This is a genomic window from Caballeronia calidae (genome assembly GCF_900044055.2).
Classification (GTDB): Bacteria; Pseudomonadota; Gammaproteobacteria; order Burkholderiales; family Burkholderiaceae; genus Caballeronia; species Caballeronia calidae.
Genome location: NZ_FCOX02000026.1, coordinates 23,941 through 46,487, shown reverse-complemented (window position 1 = coordinate 46,487; position 22,547 = coordinate 23,941). Strand labels below are relative to the sequence as shown.

The following is a 22,547-nucleotide window of genomic DNA, read 5'->3' as shown; positions in this document are numbered from 1 at the left end:
CCGGAGGACGGTGGTATGGCGCGCATCGCGGAGCAGGAACTGGAGCGGCTAAAGGCGGAGGTGTCGGTGGAGCAGTTGGTGCGCGCGCAGGGCATCGAGCTGGCAAAGTCGGGCCGCGACTGGCGCGGTCGCTGCCCGTTCCACGAGGATTCCACGCCATCGCTGGTGATTACGCCGGCCAAAAACCTTTGGCACTGCTTCGGATGCGGCACGGGCGGTGGCCCGGTGGATTGGGCAATGAAGGCGGGCGGGATCTCGTTCCGTCACGCAGTGGAATTGCTGCGCGAAGGTATTCCTTCTTTAGCGGCTAAAGCCGGTACAAAGAACGCCACGGTGCGCGCGCTGGAAGCGCCGGTATCGGCGAGCGCGGACGATGCCGCGCTGCTCTCACAGGTGGTCGACTACTACCATCAGACGTTGAAGGCCGCGCCCGAGGCGATCGCGTATCTGGAAAAGCGCGGCATCGCGGGCGCGGTGGAGCACTTCAAGCTGGGTTACGCGAACCGCACGCTTGGTTTGCGGCTGCCGTACAAGAACCGCGAGGCGGGCGAGGCGATCCGTTCGCGCTTGCAGTCGGTGGGCGTGATCCGCGAGAGCGGGCATGAGCATTTGAACGGCTGCGTGGTGTTTCCGTGGTTCGATAAAGCGGGAAACGTGGCGGGCCTGTACGGCCGCAAGACGCGCGACGATCTGCGCGCGGGCACGGCCTATCACCTGTATCTGCCGGGGCCGCGGTGCGGCGTGTTCAATGCGGACGGCGTGCGCGGTCAGAAGGAAGTGATCGTGTGTGAGGCGATCATCGATGCGCTGACGTTCTGGTGCGCGGGTTTTACGAATGTGACGGCGGCGTTCGGCGTGAACGGGTTCACGGATGATCATGTGGAGTTGTTCAAGTCGTCGGGTATCGAGCGCGTGATCATCGCGTTCGATCGCGACGCGGCGGGCGATGCGGGCGCGGTGAAATTGGCCGAGCGGTTGATGGCCGAGGGTTTCGGCTGCTATCGGCTGAAGTTGCCGCATGGACTGGACGCGAACGAGTACGCGCTGAAGGTGACGCCAGCGGCGAAGAGCCTGGGCACACTGATTCGCAGCGCGGAGTGGTTAGGTAATGGCAAGGCGCCGGCGCGTGCTGTTGCTGCTGTACTCGAATCGGCTCCCACTTTAGCCGCTAAAAAAGAGGTTGAACCGGCGAGTGCGCCGACGTTGCCCGCGACCGAAGGAAGTCCCTGTGGGGCAGCGATGGAGCCGGTCGTGCCCGTGCTCTCCCCCAAGGGGACTTCCTTCGGGGCGGATATCGCGTGTGAAGTGAGCGAGTCGGAGATTGTGTTCACGTTCGGCGTAGTACGTTACCGCGTGCGCGGGTTCGATGCGAAGGCGAGCGGCGCGCTGAAAGTGAACGTGCTGGCTAGCAGCGGAGAATGGTTCCACGTGGACACGCTGGACCTGTATCACGCGAAAGCGCGCGCGAACTACATTGCGCGGGCGGCGGCGGAATTGCGCGTCAAAGAGGACGCGGTCAAAGCCGACTTGGGGCGCGTGCTGCTGAAGCTGGAAATGCTGCAAGTGCAGGGCGATGCGCCGGTGTCGTCGCAGGACATGAGCGCGGAAGACAAACGCGCGGCGCTCGATCTGTTGAGCGTGCCGGATTTGCTTGCGCGGATCGTGTCGGACTTCGACGCGTGCGGCGTGGTGGGTGAAGAGACGAACAAGCTGGTGGGCTATCTGGCGGCGGTCTCGCGCAAGCTGGATGCGCCGTTGGCCGTGGTGGTCCAGAGTTCGAGCGCGGCGGGCAAGTCGTCGTTGATGGATGCGGTGTTGGCGTTCGTGCCGGAAGAGGAGCGGATCAAGTACAGCGCGATGACGGGGCAGAGCTTGTTCTACATGGGCGAGACGAACCTGAAGCACAAAGTGCTGGCGATCTGCGAGGAAGAAGGCGCAAGCCGCGCGGCGTATGCGCTCAAGCTGTTGCAATCGGATGGCGAACTCACGATTGCCTCGACGGGCAAGGATGCCGAGACGGGCAATCTCGTGACGCAGGAATATCGCGTGGAAGGGCCGGTATCGATCATGCTGACGACGACCGCGATTGAGATTGACGAAGAGCTATTGAACCGCTGTCTGATTCTGACGGTGGATGAAGGACGCGAACAGACCGAAGCGATACATCGGCTGCAACGACAAAAGCGCACGCTGGAAGGGTTGAAACTGAAGGCGCAGAAGGAACGCGTGTTGAACGTGCATCGCAACGCGCAGCGCCTTCTAAAGCCGCTGGCCGTGGTGAATCCGTATGCCGATCAGCTCACGTTCCTGTCGGACAGAACGCGCACGCGGCGCGATCATGAAAAATACCTGACGCTGATCGACACGATTGCGCTGCTGCATCAGGTCCAGCGCGAGGTGAAGACGGTTCAGCACGCGGGCGAGGCGCTCGAGTACATCGAGGTGACGCTGGCCGATATCGAGGCGGCGAACCGGATCGTTCATGAAGTGCTCGGGCGCAGCCTGGACGAGTTGCCGCCGGTGACGCGCCGTGTACTGGAAGCGATTGTTGATGCGGTGAAGGCGAAGCCGCTGCCGCGTGAGTCGGTGCGGTTTAGTCGACGTGAAGTGCGGGCCTGGACGGGGCAGAGCGACACGCAGGCGCGCGCGCATCTTGAGCGGTTGGTGGAACTTGAATACTTGCTGACGCATCGCGGCCGACGCGGCCAGAGCTTCGAATATGAGCTGATCTATGACGGCGACGGTAGTGACTCGGCGCATCTTGCCGGACTGATCGACACGACTACGATTGGAAGTTCGCGGGGTGAAATCGGGAGTTCGCGGGGCAAAGGTAGTGAGTTCGCGGGGTCAACGCGGCCCCAAAACGGCCCCATATCGGCCCCATCGCGGGGCGCTGAAAATCCCGCCAACGCTGATGGCATAAGGCCGAGCGCGAATAAGCGCGTGAGCGGCGCGAAAACGCATATCCAGAGAGAGAAAAATTCGGGCTTGGTCGTACCGTCCCCCGAGGGGACTTCCTTCGGGGCGTACTCATACGAGGCGCGCACATGAAGGCCGATGAGCAAAAGCGGGTGGTGCGCCATCGAAAGCGCAAGCTGAGAAAGAAGCGCAGCGAGGCGATTCAGTCGGTCGAGACAGTTGATAACGCGCTGATGATCTACGTGCGGCTGTATGTGGACTGGTCGCAGGCGACGGGGCGCACGGAGGCGACGGTGCGAGGCCGCGCGGTGCGGCTTGAGCGGTTCGTGCAGTGGTGCGATGTGCGCGGGCTGAACCAGCCCGAAGAAATTACGCGCGCGGTGCTGGAGGCATATCAGCGGCATCTGTACCTGTATCGGAAGAAGGACGGCAAGCCGCTGTCGATCCGCTCGCAGGAGTCGATGCTCGCGCCACTGCGCGGGTTCTGCCGATGGTTGGCGCGTGAGCGGTATGTGCAATACAACGCGGCGTCGGAACTGGTGTTGCCACGCGCGCCGAAGCTGCTGCCGCGCGTGGTGCTGTCTGTTACGCAGGTTGAGCGCCTGATGGCGCAGCCGGACGTGAGCGAACTGACCGGCGCGCGTGATCGCGCGATGCTGGAAGTGTTGTACAGCACCGGAATGCGGCGCATGGAGCTGATGAACCTGACGCTATCGGACATCGATCTGGAAGGGCGCACGGTGATGGTTCGCCAGGGCAAAGGCCGACGCGACCGGTATATCCCGATGGGCGAGCGGGCGTGTTATTGGGTCGAGCGCTATCTGGACGAAATCAGGTCAATGCTGATCGTGCGACAGGAGGATTGGACGCTGTTCCTGACGGACTACGGCGAGCCGTACAGCGGCAATCGGCTGACGGACTTCGTGAAGCGCTATATGGAACTCGCCGGAATACGCGATGGCGCATGCCACGCGCTACGCCACGCGTGCGCGACGCACATGCTGGAGAACGGCGCGGACGTGCGATTCATCCAGGCGTTGCTCGGACACGCGGATCTGTCGAGCACGCAGATTTACACGCAGGTGGCGATTGGCAAGCTCAAGGAGATTCACGCGGCCACGCATCCGGCGAGGCTCGCGCGAACGCACGACGATGATGCAGCCGCTTCACTCTTAGCCGCCATCGACGCCGAAGCGGACGAGGACGCGCAGTAAGAAAGTGAGGAACGAAAAACCGGCCTCATCGACGCGGCTGCGAGCGGTGAGCTATAGAAGGAAGTGCGGCCCGTTGGGCCGAGAGCGCACGAAGGGCCGGGGGTAAATGGGCTTCGCCCATTTAACATAACGCAAAGGCGCATTAGCGAATTCTGAGGCGCGGGCACAAGCAGCAAGGAACGGCTTGCCGCTGGCCCGCGCCTCAGAATTCGCTAATACGCGCTATGTCTTGCGCCCCCGGCCCAAGGTTGTGCTTCGCAAGGTCAATCCAGTGGCCGCGTCGCGGCCAAATCATTGAAGAACGAATAAAGCATATTCAGCGCGCTGCGCGCGAGGGTGAACGGCCCCGCCCGCCCGGCTGTCTGCTGCGCTCGGGCTTCAGCCCTGCGGGCTTACGCTCCGTGCTCGCAGCCTGCCTCCCGTCCGCCCCCAAGGGGCTCCCAGATGTGCGCCGCTGCGCGGCGAAATCAACAACACGAAAAAGCGCGGTCTGCATGCGGTGCAAGCCGCCAAGTCGTCTTGCACCGCATTGCCGAGCGTGGTGAACCGATCGCCGTCAAGGCCAAGCCCTAGCGGGCGCTGCGCGGCCTTGACGGGTTCCGGCACCATGGGACATCCGCGAAATCCGGTTAAGGCAGGTGGTTGCAAGTGTGGCAAGTGGGAATGCGTCGGCCCGGTTCCGCCGTGCCTGCCGTCGGCCTGCGGCCGCCGTCAGACACGGCGGGTCGATGGTGAGGGCGACTCGGACAAATCGACTGGTTCGGGGTGCCGATGATCGGCTAGACTCGCGTCTAGGGAAAAATCTTGTTCTTTAAGTGGGTCTGTCGGCTGGAAGTCTTGCCGGGTAAGGCGTTGCAGCTCGTGCGCGGGTGAAGTGCGTCTAAGCGGTTTGTTTACAACCGCTATCGGTACTTCGATCCGCAGACGGGGATCTTCATCAGTCAGGATCCTATTGGGCTTGCGGGCGGTGATAACCCGTATCAGTTCGGCCCTAATACTTTCGTTTGGATTGACCCCCTTGGATTAAAGTGTAAAAAAAGCCGAGATGGAAGAAACGACGTTCCCATAAGGGAATGGATAAGAATAATGATCACGGCCTAAAAAATCATGCTGGACGCCATTCCAACCTATCTCCGACAGATTATCTCGAACGCGGAAAGCGGAATGTTACTGACGGGAAAGTGCTGAAAGGTGGCGGCAGAGATTCCAACGCAAGATATCATGTTAGAAAAGTTGGAGATGACGCGTATAGCGTTACTATTACAGACAAAAAAAATCAAATTCTTTCTGTCGATACATGGTCCAAGGAAGGTAAAGAGATGAGCAGAGAATATGTGGAAGAAAAGCTTGCAACAACTTCCGGAGTTACCGCTCCAAAGGGATTTTGGGAGAGCTTGGAATGACACAGGCCAGAATGATCGAGCTTAGAAATGCACTCGAAGGTGCTGGTTGGACAGTTCTTGGCAGCCCCGAGCAAGATAATCTTTTCGCAGTTTACAATGATCAAATATTTTGGAAGCTAATAAATAGGTCAGGTAAAGAATTCGATTTGGTTTTTTTTCTTTTCGATTACAGAGGAGGTTCTACAAATAAGCTTTCTGACGTTTCTGTTGCCGAGGAAAAAAGTACAGGAAAAAGTCTAGATTTCGCTAAAATTAATACTGAGATTTGGAAATCAAGGGTTCGAAGTTTTGTGAAGGATTTGTACTGCCTGATTTAATTATTCGGTTTAATAGGTTTTTGCATAAAGGGCCAATAATGGCCCTTATGTTTCACTCTGCTGTTATCAAAAGCCGCCCATGTTCAACATTACCTCAATCGCGAAACTCGCCGATTCAGTGAGGCCACCCGACTCAGTTGCCTCACGAAATCGATTGTCAAGAAAGTGTGGCCACGCCGATAAACCGCCCAACTTATGGTATTAAGCATCCTGCATTCAATACCCACCCCCATCCCATGCACCCACCCTCGCAGTCATCCCTGCTCCTGCTCGGCATCGTCATCATCCTGATCACCCCCGGCCCGACGAACACGCTGCTCGCCGCCGCCGGCCTGCGCCGCGGCATCAAACGCGCGATGCCGCTCATGGCGGCCGAGCTCGCCGGCTATCTCATCGCGATCTCCGCCTGGGGCTATCTCGTCACGCACGCGGCGAACTTCCTCGCCTGGCTGCCGACCTCCATGCGTATCGCGTGCAGCGTCTACATCGCGTATCTCGCGGTCGCGATGTGGCGCGCCGCCGTCTCATTGCCGACGTCCGCGCATAAGACGGCCGGCGTCAGCGCGCTCTTCGTCACCACGCTGCTCAATCCCAAGGCGATGCTGTTCGCGAGCGCCATCTTTCCGCCAAGCGCCTTTGCCGATCCCATCGCCTATCTCCGCACGATGTCGATCTTCGCCGCCGCGCTGATTCCCATCGGCTTCCTGTGGATCACCTTCGGCGCGGCGCTCGGCACCGGGCGTCTCGCGTGGCTCAGCCCGGAACGCGTGCAGCGCGGCGCGTCGATCGTTCTGGCGACCTTCTCCGTCGCACTCGCGTGGACCACGATCCACTGATCCCGCGCGCTGTGGTAAAAGCAATCGACCAAGGTCCTGCGGCTCGGCACAAACAGGAGACTCGATGACTTCCCCCCGGCGCGACCCCATCGAACGGATCGATCAGAAAGCTCCGCACGAGCCCCTCACGACCTACTATCCCGACGAATCGCGCCGCCGCGTCTGGCTGCGCGGCATGTTCGACCGCACCGCCTCCGACTACGACGCGATCGAGCGCGCAATGGCCTTCGGCTCCGGCCCGTGGTATCGCAATCGCGCGCTGCGCTCGGCGGGTCTCGCGCGCGGCATGCGCGTGCTCGATGTCGGCATGGGAACGGGGCTCGTCACGAAGGAAGCGGTCGCGATCACGGGCGATCCGTCGCTCGTCACGGGCATCGATCCGAGTCCGGGCATGGTCGGCAAGGCGGTTCTGCCGATCGGCGTCGAGACGCGCATCGGCACCGCCGAGAATCTGCCCTGCGACAGCGCCGCCTACGACTTTCTGTGCATGGGTTTCGCGCTGCGCCACGTAAGCGATCTCGCGTGCGTCTTCGACGAATACTTCCGCGTGCTCGCGCCCGGCGGACGCCTCTGCGTGCTCGAAATCACGCGTCCCGCGCATGGCCTGGGCGTCGCCGCGCTGAAGTTCTATATGCGCGGCGTGGTGCCGGTGATCGCGCGCGTCGTCGGGAAGAAAGAGGAAAGCGTCGAGTTGATGCGCTACTACTGGGACACGATCGAAGCGTGCGTGCCGCCCGACACCGTGCTCGCCGCCATCAGGCACGCGGGTTTCGCGGACGTGCGCCGCGACGTCGAGCTCGGCATTTTCTCGGCCTACTGCGCGACCAAACCCGCAGCCTGAGCGGCGTCGAGAATCACGGCGGCCCGGCCGCTCAGCAGCAATCGTCCCGCGCAATGCACGTTGAAGCGATACAGCACCGTGTTGTCGTCGCCGCCCATGCGCTCGGCTTCGATATCGAGCGGGCCGTCGAGCGTATCGAGCCGATCCACGTGCGTTTGCACGCCGCGCACGCTCGTCAGCATGCCCACGCGCGGCCGTCTGGCTTCCTCGCCGACGAGCGCGCCGTGCGTCGCCATCGCCTGCGCCGCGTATTCGATGCCGCACACCGACGCGAGCCGGTCTTTCGAGCGCAGCGGATTGTCAGGGGAAAGATGGCTCGTCGCCGTGCAGCGGATGCATTGCGCATCCCACGCGACGACGGCATCGAGCAGACACATCGAGCCGCTATGCGGTATGCGCGCGGCGATCCAGTCGCGAGCGAGATTCTGCGCGGCCGTCATGACGGATCGATATCCACGGCGACGCGCGTGCCGTCGAGATAATCGAGCACGACGTTCGATGCCTGCCCGCGCGCGATTGCGTCGAGCAGCGGCAGCGCGCGCGCGGCGGGATTCGACAGGCGCAGCGCTTCGAGACCGGCATCGGCGAAGGTGAGCGCATCGGCATCGGTGAGACGCGCCTCGATGCGCGCGAGCGTCCGCTCGCTTTCCTGCGGCGCGAGCACGAGCGCGACGCCGAACGCATCGGCGATCGGGCGCACGCGGCGCAACGGCTCGGGATAGTCCGTGTCGTACGCGACGAGCAGCGTCGCTGTGCCATCCACGCTGACTTGCGCGAGGCTCTCCAGCAAGCCCGCCGCGAAGCTGCCGTCGTACGCGCACAGCACGTTCGACGAAGCCATCGCGCGTGTCGCGATGCTCCAGTAGCCCGCGGGCGCGTTGTGGACGGAGTTGTGAAAGCGCGTCGGCGAGAGTTGCGGCTCGTCGCTCGCGAGCGTCTCGCAGATCGCGTGGAAATTCCCGCCGTCGCCGCCCGATGCCGCGAACACCGCGGCGAGCGTGGCGGCATCGCGGCCGCTGTGCGCGACCGCTTCGTGCGCGGCCGCGAGCGCCGCGCGCACGACCGGCCCGGTGCGGCGGCGCTCGGCGGACGGCAATCCGGCCGGCGGCGGCAGCACCGTCGTCGCGGCGTCGAGCGTCGCGCGTTGCGTCAGGACGTCGGCGGTGCGGGGCCAGTCGGCGAGCCCCGGCCCGATCACGCCGATGCCTTCGATATATGCACGCAATGGAGTCATGCCGATGCCGCTCCCTTGCGTCCGAACACGAGACTGCAGTTCGTCCCGCCGAAGCCGAACGAGTTGGACAGCACCGCGCGCAACGGCGCTTCACGCGTCGCGAGCACGTAGTCGAGGCCGAGCGCGGGATCCGGCTCGGTCGTGTTCGTGCCCGCCGGAATCAGTTGATGCCTCAACGCGAGCGCCGCGATCACCGCTTCGAGCGCGCCCGCCGCGCCGAGCGTGTGACCCGTCGCGCCCTTGGTCGAACTGCACGGAACGCGGTCGAAGAGGCTCGTGAGCGCGCGGCTTTCCGCTGCATCGTTGCTCGGCGTCGCGGTGCCGTGCAGGTTCACATAGCCGATGTCGCGCACATCGAGCCCGGCGCTCGCGAGCGCCTGTTCCATCGCGATGCGCGCGCCGAGTCCGTCGGGATGCGGCGACGACATGTGATACGCATCGCTCGATTCGCCGATGCCGAGCAGGCGGATGGCGCCGTCATCGGCATCGGTCGAATTGCGTTCGAGCAGCGCGAACGCCGCCGCCTCGCCGATCGAAATGCCGTCGCGCTTCACGTCGAACGGCTTGCACGGCCCCGGCGCGAGCAGCTCGAGCGAGTTGAAGCCGTAGAGCGTCGTGAGACAGAGCGTATCGACGCCGCCGGCCACGGCCACGTCGATGAGACCGGTTTCGAGCATGCGCCGCGCCGAGCCGAACACCTTCGCGCCCGACGAGCACGCCGACGACACCGACACGGCCGGTCCGCGCAGCCCGAAGTACGCGCGCACGTAGGCGGCGAGCGAGTAGGGATTGTGCGTGTTCGCGTAATTGAAGTGGGCGGGGAGCGCGCCGGTGTGCGCGTCGCGGCGCCGATAGGCGAGCTCGGTTTCCAGAATGCCCGCGGTGCTCGTGCCCATGAACACGCCGACACGCTCCGCGCCGACCCGCGCGATCGCTTCGCGCACGCGTTCGTCGAAGCCGTCCTGCGTCATCGCGAGTTGCGCGAGGCGATTGTTGCGGCAGTCGAATTCGGCGAGATCCGCGCGCACCGGCGCGTCCTCGATGCCGCCGACGCGGCCCGTGTACGTGTTGAGCGCGGCGCCTCCGAAGTCGCACGGGGCGAGGCCGCCGCGTCCTTCGACGAGCGCGGCGAGCGTCGCATCGACGCCGCGGCCCGCGCAACTCGTGGCGGTGAAATGCGTAAGCAGAAGAGGGTTCACTACGAGCTCGATCCCCAAAAATCCGGTGACGTTCAGTGCGATTAATTGTAACAAAGCGGGCCGTTCGGCCTTGGCGCTCCTCAGACTGCGGGCGTCGCAATGAACAGACGATTCGCGTCGTGCGTGCCGTTGCCCATCGGACGGATTGTCGCGCGGAAGCCCAGCTCGTCGAGCAGCGCGAGCCATTCCGATTCGCTGCGGCACGTCAGGCGGCCCGCGCGTCCCGAGCGCGCAATCTGCATGCCGAAATCGACGGTGCGATCGAAGCGCGCACGCCAGCCCGCGGCGGCATCGCTCACGCGCAAGAGGAGCACGCCGTCCGGCGCGAGGCTCGCGCGCACGCGGCGCAGAATCGATGCCTGCGAAGCGGCGTCGACGTAATGCAGCACATCGCACGCGACGACGACATCGACGCGCGGAAACCGCGCCACGCGAATGTCGTCGCAGACGAAGCGGATGCGCGCGTCATGCGCCTTCAACGCGATGCGCGCCCGGTCGATATCGCGCGGCGTCAGTTCGATGCCATGAATCGAGCGCGGCGCGGGCGGCACGGGCCAGCGCGCGGGCCACGCCGATTCCGCGTTTTGCCGATGCCACGCGTGCGCACCGACGAGCCACGCGGCGAGCAGTCCCTGACCGCTGCCGAGATCGAGGATGCGCGCGTCATCGGGAATCAGGCCGTGCGCGAGGATGTGCGCGAAGAACGGATCGTTGCGGAGTTTCGCGCAAGCGAAATGCCACGCGAAACGGCCCGCGGGGCGGTAAGGACGGCAGGCCGTTTCGATGAGCGCGTCAGGCACCATGCGGACGATGGATGAGCGGTGGGCTCGTGCAGTCTAGCCCACAATTCCTTCGCGCAAGGTCACCGTGCCGAGCCCGCGATCGGCCGCCGCGCGCAGCACCGTATCGAGCGCGGCGAGCACGACGGGCGCGCCGTTCGCATCGGCCGCGGCGTGGCCGTCATGCACGAGCAGAATGTCGCGCGCGGCGAACCCATGCAGCAAACGGCGCGCGACGAGCGCCGCATCGCCGGTCCGGGTATCGAAGCCGCGCCGCGTCCAGCTCGCGAGATGTAAGCCCAGACCGCACAGCACCGGTTCGAGGAACGGATTGCGCAATCCCGCCGGCGCGCGAAAGAAGAGCGGCCGCGTGCCCGCGATCTCGCCGAGCGTCGCTTGCGCGGCGTCGATCTCGCGCCGCATCGCGCCCGGTCCCGTCAGCGAGAAGTTATGCCGGTGCCGCTGGCTGTGATTCTCGACCGCATGCCCGCGTGCGACGATTTCCTCGACGATGCGCGGATAGCGCAGCGCCCGCTCGCCGATGCAGAAGAACGTCGCGCGGGCGCCATGCGCGTCGAGCAGATCGAGCACGCGCGGGGTGACATCGGGATCGGGACCGTCGTCGATCGTGATCGCGATGCATTCGCCCGCCGATTCCGGCAGCGTCGTCCAGTTGTGGCCGAGCAGCGCGCTGCGCGGCCAGAGTCCCGCCGCCGTCAGCGCGAGATGCGACGCGATCACGCTGCCCGCCGCCCACGGCCACATCGCGGGCGCGACGGCCAGCGCCGCGAGCGCGCCCGCGTGCACGGCCGCCGCGCCGCCGATAAGGGGCGTCGGCGTCCATCGGCGTGGCGTGCCGGGCGCGTTCATCGTGTGAAGCCCGAACGCGGCGCGAGAATCGCCGAAAACAGCAGCGCGAGAATCGCGCCGGGGCCGACGGTCAGGCCGAAGGTCTCGAGCATCGGCACTTTCGAGAGCGCGAGCAGGCCGAAGCCGAGCACCGTCGCGAGATTCGCGATCACGAGCGAGACGAGCGTTTGCGGCGAGATCGCGTTGTCCTCGGCGTGCGCGCGATAGTTGAAGAAGAGCGCATAGTTCGACCCGACCGCGACGATCAGCAGCATGCCGATCAGATGCAGGATCGTGAGCGACTTGCCCGCGACCGCCAGCCCCGCGATCACGACGATCACCGCCGCGACGAGCGGCGCGAGCGTGCGCGCGGCGCGCACGGGAGAGCGAAGCGCGAGCACGAGCAGCACGACGATCCCGGCGAATCCGCCGAGCGAGAGGCGAATGTCCTCGTGCACGTAGTTCTGATACAGGCGGTCGGCCTCGTTTTTCATGTCGACGAAAAGCGCGTCCGGCACCTGCGCCGACGCCACCGCCGCGCGGATCTTCTGCGCCTGCACGTCGGAGCCTTCGGCCGCGCGCAGCGGGAGCATCGCGGTCCAGCGGCCGTCGCGTTCGGTGAGCAGCGAATCGACCGCGAGCGCCATCGACGTGCCTTGCAGATCGGCACGGCGAAGCAGCGGCTGCGCGCGGGCGGCTTCCACATCGGCGATGAAAGGCTCGAAGACCTCGGGCTTCACGCGGATCGTCTGATCGCGCAATGCCGTGGCGAGGCGCGTGCGCAAGGCATCGGCGGGCGGCAGGCTCGCGATGCGCGCACGCTGCGCGGCATCGCTCGGCAGATAGCGCGCCGGGCTTTCGTAACCGGCGATCACGCGCGCATCGACCAGAGGCTGCAGTCGATGCGCGAGCGCTTCCGCGTGTTCGAGCGCCGCCTGCTCCGTCGCCGCCGACACGACGACGAGATAGCGCACGTCGGGCGCGCCGACATCCGCGCGCAGGCGTTCGTCGAGATCCTGGCTCGCCTGCGGAACCGGGCTCAGCGCCGACAACTCCTGGCTCCACAGTCCGTGCCGCTGCATCAGCAATGCCGCGACCGCGCCGACGAGCAAGACCGCGAGCGGCACGCGCAAACGCGACGCGTGCGCCGCGAAACTTGCGAGCAGATTGCCGAGGCGCGAGACGTCGCGGATCGCGAAGCCTTGCGGCAGCAGATGCGGCAGCACGAAGCGCGTGACGATGCCCGCCGTCGACAAACCGACGATCGAATACAGCCCGAGTTGCACGAGACCGGGAAAGCCCGAGAACAGCATCGACGCGAAGCCGCAGATCGACGTCAGCACGCCGAGGCGGATCGTCGGCCAGAAGCCCGCGACCCATTCCTTGAGCGATCCGCGCCGCCCGCTGAACGTCATGCCCGCCGATTGCACAAAGAGATAGATCGAATAATCGACGGCCTCGCCGATCAGCGTCGTGCCGAAGCCGAGCGTGAGGCCATGCACGGTGCCGAACGCGAGGCTCACGGCGGCGACGCCCGCCGCGACGCCGGAAAGCACCGGCATCAGGCCGAGCAGCAAGGTCGGCACCGAGCGATACACCGCGAGCAACAAAACGACGATCAGCACGATGCTCGCCGCCGACAGCCAGCGCACGTCGCGCATGATCGTGTCGCGCGTTTCGACAGCGAACACGCCGGGGCCTGTCATCACCAGCCGATACGGCGACGCGCCCGGCGCGGCCCGGCCGAACGCATCGCGGATCGCGGCCATCGCGCTGGCTTGCGCGTCGGTGTCGGAACCGGCGCTCGCAGTCTGCGCGAGCAGCACGGCGCGCGTGCCGTCGCGCGAGGCCCACACGCCGTCCCGCATCGCCGGTTGCGCGGCGCTGTCCAGTTGACTGACGAGCGCGGTGACTTCGCCGGTCGGATCGTGCGGCAAGAGCTCCTTCGCCATCATGCCGGCGGACGAGGTGAGCAGATCGAGGCTATCGGCGAGCGAGTCCTTCAGGCCGGCTTCGCTGAAGCGCTCGGGCGTCACGGCGGGACTCAACTGATAGCGATGCTCGAAAACGAAGCGCTCGTCGCGCGCCTGGCCAACCGGCTCGCCGTTGTTGATCGCCGAAAAGCGCTTGTCCTCGCGCAACCGGGACGCGACCTTGCGCGAAATATCCGCGCGGCCTTTCGTATCGCCGCCTTCGATGCCGACGAGTATCAGCCGCGACACCAGTCCGTCGCGCAACTGCTCGACGAGCACACGCTGCTGCGCGCTCGGCGAGCGCGGCAGAAAAGCGGAGAGATCGGCGGAGAACGTCGTGCGCGCGATGATCGCCGCGCACACCGCGAGAAAGCACAGCCAGACGATGACCGCAGGCTGACGAAGAACCGCGCGCATGCCGTGTCAGTGCGCCGACGCGTCTTGCAGGCGCATCAGCGAGCGATCGCCGTCGGCCTGCCGGATCTCGACACGCGCGAGCGCTGCGCCCGTGCCCGCGAGCGTGATCGAGCTGACTTTCTGCTTCATGCGCGAATCGATCGGCACGAGGGTGAGCGTCCAGTCGTCGCCCTTGCCATCGACCGACACCTTGTACGCGTTCTCCAGCGCGAAGCGGTTGCCCGCGAGCGTCGCGCGGATGCTTTCGATGAACGCGCTCAGTTCCGGATAGTTGCGCAGCGGAATGGTCATCTTGCGGCCGTTGCGATCGACGGTGAGCATGTCGCCATCGACGACAAGATTCTCCGGCTTCGGGCTGACCGTATGCTTTTCCAGATGATCGGGCGCGACGAACACCAGTTCGCCCGACGATTCCAGCGGCTCCTGCGCGATCTTCAGATAGCGCGTCTCGATGAAGTGCGCGCGGCCGGATTTCTTCGCGCCGAGCGTGTTCATCAGTCGATCGAGCGTCCAGGGCGCGTCGGCGGCGACACCGGTCGTCGAAAAAGCCGATAGCAAAGCGGCCGTCAAAACGGCGGCGAAAACTCGCATGAGATCAGGAATCCCTCGTTGCTTCCCGCAGACGGCCATCGGCCGAGCGCGCGGGCTCCCGCGCGGCATTCGCCTGCCAGAAGTCGAAATAATTGAACCAGTTGTATGGCGCGGCGCGGCAGTATTTTTCGAGCAGCGCGACATAGCGCGTGAGCGCGGCATCGACAGCGGCGGCGCGATCGGCGCGCTCGACCTTCGAAAAATCCGCGATCGTTTCGAAGTGGATATCGTAGCGGTTGCCGCCGAGATACAGCCCCGTCATGAAGACGACCGGACGGCGCAACACCGCCGCCATATGCAGCGGCCCGAGCGGAAACGCGGCGGGCGTGCCGAGGAAATCGCGTTCCTTCAGCGCGTCGCCGGCCTGACGCAGCGTGCGGTCCGCCAGGATGCCGACGAGACTGCCCGCGTCGAGCCGCTCGCGCACCTTGAGCATCGCATCGACCTTGCCGAGACCGATCACGTCGTGATGCGCGGCCGGATTCACGGCGGCGAGGATCGCGTTGATCTTGCGCGCGTTTTCCTCGTACATCGTGATCGCGATGCGGATATGCGGCTGCACCCGGCCGATCGCGCGCACCACTTCGAAGCTGCCGAGATGCGCGCCCATCAGAAAGGCGCCGCGTCCGCCGGCGAGCGCGGCTTCCACGTCCTCGACGCCGTGCGTGCGGATATCGAACAGATCGAAGCGCTCGTTCAGCAGATAGATGCGGTCGTGGATCGTCGACGCGAACGAGAACACATGCCGGTAACCATCGCGCCAGCCCGCATGGCGGCCGAGCGCGCGGTTCAGATACGCGCGCGACGCACGCCGCGCGCGCGGTGCAAAGACGACGAAATACGCGGTGATGACCCGCAGCAGCACGCGCCCGATACCCCGCCCGAAGCGCAGCGATATCCACGTCATGAAGCGCAGCAGCGCGAGGTTGCTGCGCTCCTGGCGGTCGGCCCAGTCGTCGCGGTTGCGCGGCTCGTTCACGATGCGTGCGTGTCCGTGGCGGTGGTCATCGGCGGAGCGGACGGCGCCGCGAGCGCGCCGCTCGCCACCGTGCGCGCGCCAGCGCGGATCGTGAAGCGGACCGCACCGCTCGCCGCCGTTTCATAGGCGATGTCGAGCGTTTCGCCCGGTTCGGCCGGGCTCAGGAATTTCGCGGATTCGATCCTGCACGCGTCGACGTTGCGGCCGAGCGCGGCGCCGATCGCATCGAGCGCGTGGTCGAGCAGCACGACGCCCGGCACGATCGGACGGCCGGGGAAATGTCCGGCGAGCGCGGGATGTTCCGGCGGCACGGTGAACGTGAGCGCAGCGCGTCGATTGCGCTCCTGCTCGATCAGTTGCGTGAGCACTTCGCGCGGCAGCTTGCCGGTGGCGTTGCGCGGCAGCGAATCGACGAACAGCAGCGGACGCGGCATGAACGCGGCGTCGATGCGCTCGCGCAAGGCGCGCTGCAAGTCCGCCGCCGCGAGTCCCGGCGCGACGACGAGCGCCATCAGGCGGCGCACGGGCTCGCTATCGGCGTGAGTTTCGTCGGGCATATGGAAGACGCCGTCGACGACACCCGGCACCGCGTTCAACTGGTGATTCAGATACGCGAGCGACGTGCGCTTGCCCGCGATATTGATCAGATCCGCCTTGCGGCCATGCAGCAGGAAATGCGTGCCGTCGATGAGTTCGAGCGCGTCGCCCATCGGCACCGGCATTTCGACGTGGCCGCCCGATGCCCACATCGTTTGTTCGCCGGCGTCATCGGCGCGCGGCGTCAGCGCGATGTCGGGGAACAATTCCCACGCGGCGGTGCGCGCGGTGCGGCGCGTCGCGATCTGGCCGGTTTCGGTGCTGCCGTAGATTTCCATCAGCGGCGCCTGCAGACGCGCTTCGGCGTCGAGCGCGAGCTTCTCGGAAAGCGGCGCGGTCGCCGACAGCACGAGCGACGCGCGCGGCAACGCTTCCTCGTTTGTCAGCAGTGCGCGCAGGTGGATCGGCGAACTGACGAGCACGCGCGGCTCGGGAATGGCATCGAGTTCCGCGCGGATATCGACGGGGTAGAACGGCTGGCGGTTGCTGAACGCGAGGCCGCCGAGCAGCGCGAGCAGCACCGTCGATTCGAAGCCGTACATATGCTGCGGCGGCACGGTGCCGATGAGCGTGGCGCGGTCTTCTCCGAGCAGCCCGAGCCGGTCCGCCGCCGCGCGCACGTTCTTCACCAGAAAACCCCACGTCTTGCGATGCGGCACCGGCACGCCGGTCGAGCCGGACGTGAACACGTAGGCGACGACGCGCGCGCCGTCGATCTGCGGCACCTTCGCTTCGCCGTCGACGTGCGCCACGGCGGATTCGGGATAGCGGAAGCGCGGCAGATCGATCGGGCAATCGTCGGTGTCGTGCAGGCAGAACGCGTCGGGCGCGAACGAGGCGAGGGCGCGCACCATTTCCGGCGTATGCGTGGACGGCAGCAGGCTCGTTTTTCCAGCGACGAGCGTCGCGCACAGGCTCACCGTGAAGCGGTAACGATCCGTGCAGACGTTGAACACATGCCCGCCTTCGGGGAGCGCATCGGCGAGTCGCCGCACATCGGCGAGAAACGCCCGCACCGTGACGGGCGCGCCGTTGCGCCAGGCGATCACCTGATCCGGCGACGAGTGGAAAACCAGCGGAAAGGTCTGCATGGGCGATGACTTCGTCGGCATCACTGCGCCCCGCTGCGACGCATCTGCATCGACTGCGTGTAGGCGCGAACCGAGTCCATGATGCTCGACGGCTTCATGCCCGGCAGCGCGATACGCCGGCAGCCGTACTCGACGACGAACATCAGTCCGACGAGCGGCAGCGCAAGATAGTTGGCGAACGTGGACCACGCGACGATCGACGCGCACGCGAACAGCATCGTCGACACAAACGCCGTGGCGACGAAAAAGAGCGTCCACGCGATGGTGACGCGCCGCGTATAGCGCCCGACGCGCGGTTCGAGCTTGCCGTGGACCATCGTCGCGAACTGGGTGCAGAGCGGTTCGCGCCCCTGGCCGAGCGTGCGCCCGAACATCCATGCGAGCGCGAGATTGAAGCTTGCGTGCTCGAGCCACAGGCCCCAGCCGAAATGCTCGGTCAGCGGCGCGCGGCCGAGCCACAGCACGGCGCAGGCGAGCGCCCACAACGGCAGCAGCCACGCACGCGCCGGCGAGCGCACGGCGGCGTTCAGCGCGACGAGCAGAAGGGGCGCGAGCACCAGCGCGAGACCGAGGCCGTGCGCGCCGGGCGTCGACGCGGCATGGTGCGCGCCGAACTGATACGCGGCGATCGCGCCCACGACGCCCGCTGCGCGCAGGAAGCGTGCGAACCGGACGGCGCTCATCGGCGCGCTCCGTTTGCGCGGAAGGCGCGGGAAAGCCGGTGCGGGAACGCTGATCGAAGGAAAAAGGTACGCAACATGGATGCGGCTGCGGCGCTCTTTCTGAACGCTCGTTTGTTGGACAAAAAGACGGCAGTCGCCCGCCTGAGGGACATTTTCTCGCGTGGGGGCGAGCCGGGTCTGTAACCGATTGTTCGATGATCTTACATTCGTCAGACGGGCGGATTCTACCCTACCGGCGCAGCCACCCGAGCGGCGCGGGAAGCCACTGATTTTTCTCGAAATTATCGCGGCGCAGCGAACCGCAGGGCCGGTTACCTTTTCCACTAGGCGTCCCGACAGAGCATCGTCTAGAATTTCGCCACTGCAATTACCTCAAAAACAGGCAGCCGGCAGCGTGCGGAGAGCGCGGGGCGCACGTCTTGCGAGCGGCCTTGCCGCGCGTTTTTGCGCTGGTCTGTGCATACGATGAATGAACTGGAAAGAGAGCTCGCCGAGCTGATCGTCGCCGAACTGAATCTCGAGGATGTCGATCCCAAGGCCGTCTCGGCCGATACGCGCCTGTATGAAGAAGGCTTCGGGCTCGATTCCATCGACATTCTGGAGATCGCGCTCCTCATCTCGAAGAAATATGGCTTCGAGCTGCGCTCGGACAATCCGGACAATCAGAAGATCTTCGCGAACCTCGGCGCGCTCGCGGCGCACGTTGCCGCGCACCGCACGCGCTGAGGCGTGCACTGGCGCGGGCGCGGCCCGCCGTCACGCAAGTGAAATCCGCCGCATCGAGACTGAACGACGCGCACGCTCGTGCGCTCCCGATGCGGCCACGCAACACGGGAAACGGACAAGCGAAATGGAATCGATGACGGGAGCCACGCCATGCGCGCGCTCGTGACGGGCGGCAGCGGCGCGATCGGACAGGCGGTGAGCCGCTCGCTCGCGGCCGCCGGACACGAAGTGTGGATTCACGCGAACGGCGGCATCGACCGCGCTGAAAGCTGCGCGCAGGCGATCCGCGAGGCGGGCGGCACGGCGCATGCGATCGCCTTCGACGTGACCGATCCCGACGCCGCCGAAACCGCGCTCGCGCGCATTCTGGCGGACGGCCCGGTGCAGATTCTCGTCAACAACGCGGGCATCCACGACGACGCGCCGATGGCCGGCATGACGCGCCAGCAATGGAAACGCGTGCTCGACGTCACGCTCGACGGCTTTTTCAACGTCACGCAGCCGCTGCTGATGCCGATGATCCGCACGCGCTGGGGACGCATCGTCAATATGTCGTCGCTGTCGGGGATGATGGGCAACCGCGGGCAGGTGAACTACGCGGCGGCGAAGGCGGGCCTGATCGGCGCGACGCGCGCGCTCGCGCAGGAACTCGCGTCGCGCGGCATCACGGTGAATGCGGTCGCGCCCGGCGTCATCGATTCGCCGATGCTCGGCCAGGCGTTTCCGCCCGAGCGCATCAAGCAACTGGTGCCGGCGCAGCGCGCGGGCACCGCGGAGGAAGTCGCGGGCATGGTCGCGTATCTGGTGTCGGACGCGGCGGCGTATGTCACCGGTCAGGTCATGTCGATCAACGGCGGAATCGCCTGAAGCAGACAAAGAGGAGCGGGATGAGCGAAGCGACGCAAACGCAAGCGCAGCAAACCTGGGATGTCGTCGTGATCGGCGGCGGTCCCGCCGGAGCGACGGCGGCGACGCTGCTCGCCGACCGCGGCTATCGCGTGCGCGTGCTGGAGAAGGCGCGGCATCCGCGCTTTCATATCGGCGAATCGCTATTGCCCGCGAACCTGCGGCTCTTCGACAAGCTCGGCGTCGCCGATGAAGTGCGCGCCATCGGCATGGTCAAGCTCGCGGCCGAGTTCGTGTCGCCGCAGCACGACAATCGCACGCAGCGTTTTTTCTTCGCCGATGCCTGGGACAAGTCGATGCCGAGCGCGTATCAGGTGCGCCGCTCCGAACTCGATGACATCCTGCTGCGCAATGCCGCGAAGCACGGCGCGCACGTGAGCGAAGGCTGCCGCGCGCGCGATGTCGCATTCGCGCCGGACGGTTCCAACGCGACGATCAACGCCGAGCACGACGATGGCCGCACGGAGCAAGTGCGGGCGCGCTTCGTCGTCGATGCATCGGGCCGCGACACGCTGCTCGCGAATCACTTCAAGACCAAGCGCCGTAACGAGCGACACAACTCGTCGGCGCTGTATGGCCACTTCAGGAACGCGCAGCGCAACGAAGGCGCGAACGAGGGCAACATCACCGTGTTCTGGTTCGAGCACGGCTGGTTCTGGTTCATTCCGCTCGCGGACGGCGCGACGAGCGTCGGCGCGGTCGTGTGGCCCGCGTATCTGAAGCAGCGTCCGAAGGGCACGTCGGTGGAGGCGTTCTTTCGCGAGACCATCGCGCTGTGCGCGCCGCTCGCCGGGCGCCTGAAAGATGCCGAGCTGATCAGCGACGTCCACGCGACGGGCAACTATTCCTACACCGGCGACATGACGCACGAGCGCAACTTCCTGCTCCTCGGCGATGCCTTCGCGTTCATCGATCCCGTGTTCTCGTCCGGCGTGATGCTCGCGATGCAAAGCGCGTTCGCGGGCGCGGAAGCCATCGACAAGGCGCTCGCGAATCCCGCCCATGCGCAAGCCGCGCTCGCGAAGTTCGATCGCGACATGCGCCACGGTCCGCGCGAGTTCTCGTGGTTCATCTATCGCATGACCTCGCCGACGATGCGCAATCTCTTCATGGGCCCGAAGAATCCGCTGCGCATGAAGGAAGCGCTGTTGTCGCTGCTCGCGGGCGATATCTTCGGCACGACGCCGATCTGGCATTCGCTGCGCGCGTTCAAGAGCGTGTATTACATCGCGGCGGCGCTCGACTGGCGCAACTCGCTGCGCGCGTACCGCCAGCGCCGCCGCAATCTGAGCGACGCGGAACGTGCGGAGCCGTCGGCCAATTGATGACGATGCCGGTAATCCGTTCACCGCGCGTGGCGCTGCTGATGCTGCTCATCGCGAGCGGGGCGGCGCGCGCGGAAGACATGCCGCCGCCGAGCAAGCCGCTGTGGGAACTCGGCATCGGCATGGGCGTGGCCGCGTTTCCGCACTATCCCGGCTCCGACCAGACGCGCGCGTGGGTCTTCCCGTTTCCGTATGTGATCTATCGCGGCAAGTTCTTTCGCGCCGACCGCGACGGCGTGCGCGGCCAGCTGCTCGACACCGACCGCGTCAACTTCAATATCAGCCTGCTCGGCTCGCTGCCCGTGTCCAGCCACGACGACAACGCGCGCGCCGGCATGCCCGATCTCAAGCCGACGATCGAAATCGGCCCGTCGGTGGAAGTGCATCTGTGGCGCACGCCGTCGCGCGACATGCTGCTCGATCTGCGTCTGCCGGTGCGCATGGGCATCACGCTGGAATCGTCGCCGAAGACGGTCGGCTGGCAGTTCGAGCCGAACGTGAACCTCGATCTCGTCGATGTCGCGGGCGTTTCGGGCTTGCGCGTCGGCATGCTCGCCGGGCCGATGTTCGCCGACGGCAAGTACAGCGACCACTACTACACGGTCGCGCCGCAATACGCGACGCCGGGCCGTCCCGCGTTCCAGGCGAGCGGCGGCTACGCGGGCACGCAGGCGCTCGTGTCGATGTCGCGGCGCTTCAGCCGCTACTGGGTCGGCGCGTTCATGCGCTACGCGAACATCGCGGGCGCGAGCTTCGCCGACAGCCCGCTCGTCCGGCAGAAAAGCGTGCTCTCGGGCGGCGTGGCGGTCGCGTGGGTGTTCGGGCAGTCGTCGAAAATGGTGTCGAGCGATGAGTGACGCGCATCGGAAAATCGGCGGCGCGGACGGGAAGCCGTCGTTCGTGGCCGCGCTCGAATCCGCGTGGCAATGCGTGGCGTTTTATTTCGCGCTCGTCGTGCTGGCGCTCGTGTGTCTCGCGTGGTTTCCGTTCGCGCTGATTCTGCGGCGCGTGCTGTCCGTCGATGCCGGGCGGCGCGTCGGGCGTACCGTCGTGCAGCGCGTGTGGCATATGTACTTCGCGCTGCTGCGCACGCTCGGCGCCTGCCGCTTCGATCTCTCGGACCTCGATTCGCTCGCGGGCCAGCCCGCGATGATCCTCGCGCCGAACCATCCGTGCCTGCTCGACGCGCTCCTGATCGCGTCGCGCGTGCCCGACACCTGCTGCGTGATGAAGGGCGATGTCGCGGGCAACGTCTTCCTCGGACCGGGCGCGCTGCTCGCGGGCTATATCGTCAACGATACGTCCGTCGGGCTGATTCGCGCGGCCGTCGCCGAGTTGCAGCGCGGCGCGCCGCTGCTGCTGTTTCCCGAGGGCACGCGCACCGGGCAGGCGGCGGTGAATCCGCTGAAGGGCGGCATCGCGCTGATCGCGGCGCGCGCGCAGGTGCCGGTGCAGACGCTCATCATCGAGACGGATTCGGGCTTTCTCGGCAAGGGCTGGCAAATCTTCAAGAAGCCCGCGCTGCCGATCACCTATCGCGTGACGCTCGGCCGCCGCTTCGCGCCGCCGGGACGCGACCACGCCGCGTTGCAGGCGTTCATCGGCGAATTGCAGCGCTTCTATGCGGGCGAGCTCGACGCGCATCGCCCGCGCGGCTGAAAGCGTCCG

21 protein-coding genes and 1 pseudogene are annotated in these 22,547 nt (G+C 65.7%); 12 read left to right on the top strand and 10 right to left on the bottom strand.

Translation table 11 applies throughout. The annotated features are described in order from the left end of the window. Window positions 1-15 precede the first annotated feature (15 nt). The 7 genes and pseudogenes from AWB78_RS22565 to AWB78_RS22550 all read left to right on the top strand — a co-directional run bounded on the left by AWB78_RS22565 (window position 16) and on the right by AWB78_RS22550 (window position 7,530). Complete coding sequence (locus AWB78_RS22565) at window positions 16-3,051, top strand: CHC2 zinc finger domain-containing protein (protein WP_082883396.1); 3,036 nt, start codon at window positions 16-18, stop codon at window positions 3,049-3,051. Next, on the top strand, window positions 3,048-4,133 hold the full coding sequence (gene xerC, locus AWB78_RS22560; protein WP_062608211.1) for a site-specific tyrosine recombinase XerC: 1,086 nt from the start codon (window positions 3,048-3,050) through the stop codon (window positions 4,131-4,133). Before AWB78_RS22565 ends, xerC begins: the two co-directional genes overlap by 4 nt. A gap of 897 nt (window positions 4,134-5,030) precedes the next feature. Then, a pseudogene (locus AWB78_RS49775) lies at window positions 5,031-5,234 on the top strand (RHS repeat-associated core domain-containing protein); the annotation flags it as partial. Beyond that, complete coding sequence (locus AWB78_RS46685) at window positions 5,207-5,536, top strand: hypothetical protein (protein WP_157697597.1); 330 nt, start codon at window positions 5,207-5,209, stop codon at window positions 5,534-5,536. The pseudogene AWB78_RS49775 and the gene AWB78_RS46685, both read left to right, overlap by 28 nt. Beyond that, on the top strand, window positions 5,533-5,853 hold the full coding sequence (locus AWB78_RS46680; RefSeq protein ID WP_157697596.1) for a hypothetical protein: 321 nt from the start codon (window positions 5,533-5,535) through the stop codon (window positions 5,851-5,853). The genes AWB78_RS46685 and AWB78_RS46680 overlap by 4 nt, the downstream gene beginning before the upstream one ends. 236 nt (window positions 5,854-6,089) lie before the next feature. Beyond that, the gene (locus tag AWB78_RS22555; protein ID WP_062608210.1) at window positions 6,090-6,689 is read left to right on the top strand and encodes a LysE family translocator; all 600 of its coding nucleotides are present in this window, start codon (window positions 6,090-6,092) and stop codon (window positions 6,687-6,689) included. A gap of 64 nt (window positions 6,690-6,753) precedes the next feature. Continuing rightward, entirely contained in the window at window positions 6,754-7,530 is a 777-nt protein-coding gene (locus AWB78_RS22550; protein WP_062608209.1) for a class I SAM-dependent methyltransferase, read from the top strand. Here AWB78_RS22550 and AWB78_RS22545 read toward each other — a convergent pair. From AWB78_RS22545 to AWB78_RS22500, 10 genes are all read right to left on the bottom strand, one after another. Further along, complete coding sequence (locus AWB78_RS22545; protein ID WP_062608208.1) at window positions 7,503-7,970, bottom strand: hotdog family protein; 468 nt, start codon at window positions 7,968-7,970, stop codon at window positions 7,503-7,505. The two genes, AWB78_RS22550 and AWB78_RS22545, sit on opposite strands and share 28 nt — an antisense overlap. Then, window positions 7,967-8,764: a beta-ketoacyl synthase chain length factor gene (locus tag AWB78_RS22540; protein WP_062608207.1), complete on the bottom strand. Its 798-nt coding sequence runs from the start codon at window positions 8,762-8,764 to the stop codon at window positions 7,967-7,969. Before AWB78_RS22540 ends, AWB78_RS22545 begins: the two co-directional genes overlap by 4 nt. Further along, window positions 8,761-9,963, bottom strand: coding sequence for a beta-ketoacyl-[acyl-carrier-protein] synthase family protein (locus tag AWB78_RS22535; RefSeq protein WP_062608206.1), 1,203 nt, complete (start codon window positions 9,961-9,963; stop codon window positions 8,761-8,763). The genes AWB78_RS22540 and AWB78_RS22535 overlap by 4 nt, the downstream gene beginning before the upstream one ends. An 80-nt stretch (window positions 9,964-10,043) precedes the next feature. Further along, the gene (locus AWB78_RS22530) at window positions 10,044-10,766 is read right to left on the bottom strand and encodes a class I SAM-dependent methyltransferase (protein WP_062608205.1); all 723 of its coding nucleotides are present in this window, start codon (window positions 10,764-10,766) and stop codon (window positions 10,044-10,046) included. Window positions 10,767-10,799: 33 nt separating this feature from the next. Then, window positions 10,800-11,612: a polysaccharide deacetylase family protein gene (locus AWB78_RS22525; RefSeq protein WP_062608204.1), complete on the bottom strand. Its 813-nt coding sequence runs from the start codon at window positions 11,610-11,612 to the stop codon at window positions 10,800-10,802. Then, window positions 11,609-13,981, bottom strand: coding sequence for an MMPL family transporter (locus AWB78_RS22520; RefSeq protein ID WP_062608203.1), 2,373 nt, complete (start codon window positions 13,979-13,981; stop codon window positions 11,609-11,611). Before AWB78_RS22520 ends, AWB78_RS22525 begins: the two co-directional genes overlap by 4 nt. Before the next feature lie 6 nt (window positions 13,982-13,987). Next, entirely contained in the window at window positions 13,988-14,572 is a 585-nt protein-coding gene (locus tag AWB78_RS22515) for a LolA family protein (RefSeq protein ID WP_062608202.1), read from the bottom strand. Window positions 14,573-14,576: 4 nt separating this feature from the next. Continuing rightward, on the bottom strand, window positions 14,577-15,479 hold the full coding sequence (locus AWB78_RS22510) for a lysophospholipid acyltransferase family protein (protein WP_062608256.1): 903 nt from the start codon (window positions 15,477-15,479) through the stop codon (window positions 14,577-14,579). 68 nt (window positions 15,480-15,547) lie between these two features. Next, a complete protein-coding gene (locus AWB78_RS22505; protein ID WP_062608257.1) occupies window positions 15,548-17,239 on the bottom strand; it encodes an ApeI family dehydratase in 1,692 nt (563 codons plus the stop codon). Between the two features lie 20 nt (window positions 17,240-17,259). After that, window positions 17,260-17,922, bottom strand: a complete 663-nt coding sequence (locus AWB78_RS22500; RefSeq protein ID WP_062608201.1) for a COG4648 family protein — start codon at window positions 17,920-17,922, stop codon at window positions 17,260-17,262. Between the two features lie 465 nt (window positions 17,923-18,387). On the opposite strand from AWB78_RS22500, the gene AWB78_RS22495 reads away from it, so the two are divergent. The 5 genes from AWB78_RS22495 (at window position 18,388) to AWB78_RS22475 (ending at window position 22,538) form a co-directional block, all read left to right on the top strand. Next, entirely contained in the window at window positions 18,388-18,648 is a 261-nt protein-coding gene (locus AWB78_RS22495) for a phosphopantetheine-binding protein (RefSeq protein ID WP_014252231.1), read from the top strand. 150 nt (window positions 18,649-18,798) lie between these two features. Then, the gene (fabG, locus tag AWB78_RS22490; RefSeq protein WP_062608200.1) at window positions 18,799-19,515 is read left to right on the top strand and encodes a 3-oxoacyl-ACP reductase FabG; all 717 of its coding nucleotides are present in this window, start codon (window positions 18,799-18,801) and stop codon (window positions 19,513-19,515) included. Between the two features lie 20 nt (window positions 19,516-19,535). Next, a complete protein-coding gene (locus AWB78_RS22485) occupies window positions 19,536-20,879 on the top strand; it encodes an NAD(P)/FAD-dependent oxidoreductase (protein ID WP_062608199.1) in 1,344 nt (447 codons plus the stop codon). Continuing rightward, a complete protein-coding gene (locus tag AWB78_RS22480; protein WP_062608198.1) occupies window positions 20,879-21,736 on the top strand; it encodes a MipA/OmpV family protein in 858 nt (285 codons plus the stop codon). The genes AWB78_RS22485 and AWB78_RS22480 overlap by 1 nt, the downstream gene beginning before the upstream one ends. Continuing rightward, window positions 21,729-22,538: a lysophospholipid acyltransferase family protein gene (locus AWB78_RS22475; RefSeq protein WP_062608197.1), complete on the top strand. Its 810-nt coding sequence runs from the start codon at window positions 21,729-21,731 to the stop codon at window positions 22,536-22,538. Before AWB78_RS22480 ends, AWB78_RS22475 begins: the two co-directional genes overlap by 8 nt. The last annotated feature ends 9 nt before the right edge of the window (window positions 22,539-22,547 follow it).

What these genes read in the sequence shown, in the direction of transcription:
- AWB78_RS22565 (WP_082883396.1), top strand. Translation starts at nt 16, where the DNA reads ATGGCGCGCATCGCGGAGCAGGAACTGGAGCGGCTAAAGGCGGAGGTG.
- xerC (WP_062608211.1), top strand. Translation starts at nt 3,048, where the DNA reads ATGAAGGCCGATGAGCAAAAGCGGGTGGTGCGCCATCGAAAGCGCAAG.
- AWB78_RS46685 (WP_157697597.1), top strand. Translation starts at nt 5,207, where the DNA reads ATGGATAAGAATAATGATCACGGCCTAAAAAATCATGCTGGACGCCAT.
- AWB78_RS46680 (WP_157697596.1), top strand. Translation starts at nt 5,533, where the DNA reads ATGACACAGGCCAGAATGATCGAGCTTAGAAATGCACTCGAAGGTGCT.
- AWB78_RS22555 (WP_062608210.1), top strand. Translation starts at nt 6,090, where the DNA reads ATGCACCCACCCTCGCAGTCATCCCTGCTCCTGCTCGGCATCGTCATC.
- AWB78_RS22550 (WP_062608209.1), top strand. Translation starts at nt 6,754, where the DNA reads ATGACTTCCCCCCGGCGCGACCCCATCGAACGGATCGATCAGAAAGCT.
- AWB78_RS22545 (WP_062608208.1), bottom strand. Translation starts at nt 7,970, where the DNA reads ATGACGGCCGCGCAGAATCTCGCTCGCGACTGGATCGCCGCGCGCATA.
- AWB78_RS22540 (WP_062608207.1), bottom strand. Translation starts at nt 8,764, where the DNA reads ATGACTCCATTGCGTGCATATATCGAAGGCATCGGCGTGATCGGGCCG.
- AWB78_RS22530 (WP_062608205.1), bottom strand. Translation starts at nt 10,766, where the DNA reads ATGGTGCCTGACGCGCTCATCGAAACGGCCTGCCGTCCTTACCGCCCC.
- AWB78_RS22525 (WP_062608204.1), bottom strand. Translation starts at nt 11,612, where the DNA reads ATGAACGCGCCCGGCACGCCACGCCGATGGACGCCGACGCCCCTTATC.
- AWB78_RS22520 (WP_062608203.1), bottom strand. Translation starts at nt 13,981, where the DNA reads ATGCGCGCGGTTCTTCGTCAGCCTGCGGTCATCGTCTGGCTGTGCTTT.
- AWB78_RS22515 (WP_062608202.1), bottom strand. Translation starts at nt 14,572, where the DNA reads ATGCGAGTTTTCGCCGCCGTTTTGACGGCCGCTTTGCTATCGGCTTTT.
- AWB78_RS22510 (WP_062608256.1), bottom strand. Translation starts at nt 15,479, where the DNA reads ATGACGTGGATATCGCTGCGCTTCGGGCGGGGTATCGGGCGCGTGCTG.
- AWB78_RS22505 (WP_062608257.1), bottom strand. Translation starts at nt 17,239, where the DNA reads ATGCAGACCTTTCCGCTGGTTTTCCACTCGTCGCCGGATCAGGTGATC.
- AWB78_RS22500 (WP_062608201.1), bottom strand. Translation starts at nt 17,922, where the DNA reads ATGAGCGCCGTCCGGTTCGCACGCTTCCTGCGCGCAGCGGGCGTCGTG.
- AWB78_RS22495 (WP_014252231.1), top strand. Translation starts at nt 18,388, where the DNA reads ATGAATGAACTGGAAAGAGAGCTCGCCGAGCTGATCGTCGCCGAACTG.
- fabG (WP_062608200.1), top strand. Translation starts at nt 18,799, where the DNA reads ATGCGCGCGCTCGTGACGGGCGGCAGCGGCGCGATCGGACAGGCGGTG.
- AWB78_RS22485 (WP_062608199.1), top strand. Translation starts at nt 19,536, where the DNA reads ATGAGCGAAGCGACGCAAACGCAAGCGCAGCAAACCTGGGATGTCGTC.
- AWB78_RS22480 (WP_062608198.1), top strand. Translation starts at nt 20,879, where the DNA reads ATGACGATGCCGGTAATCCGTTCACCGCGCGTGGCGCTGCTGATGCTG.
- AWB78_RS22475 (WP_062608197.1), top strand. Translation starts at nt 21,729, where the DNA reads ATGAGTGACGCGCATCGGAAAATCGGCGGCGCGGACGGGAAGCCGTCG.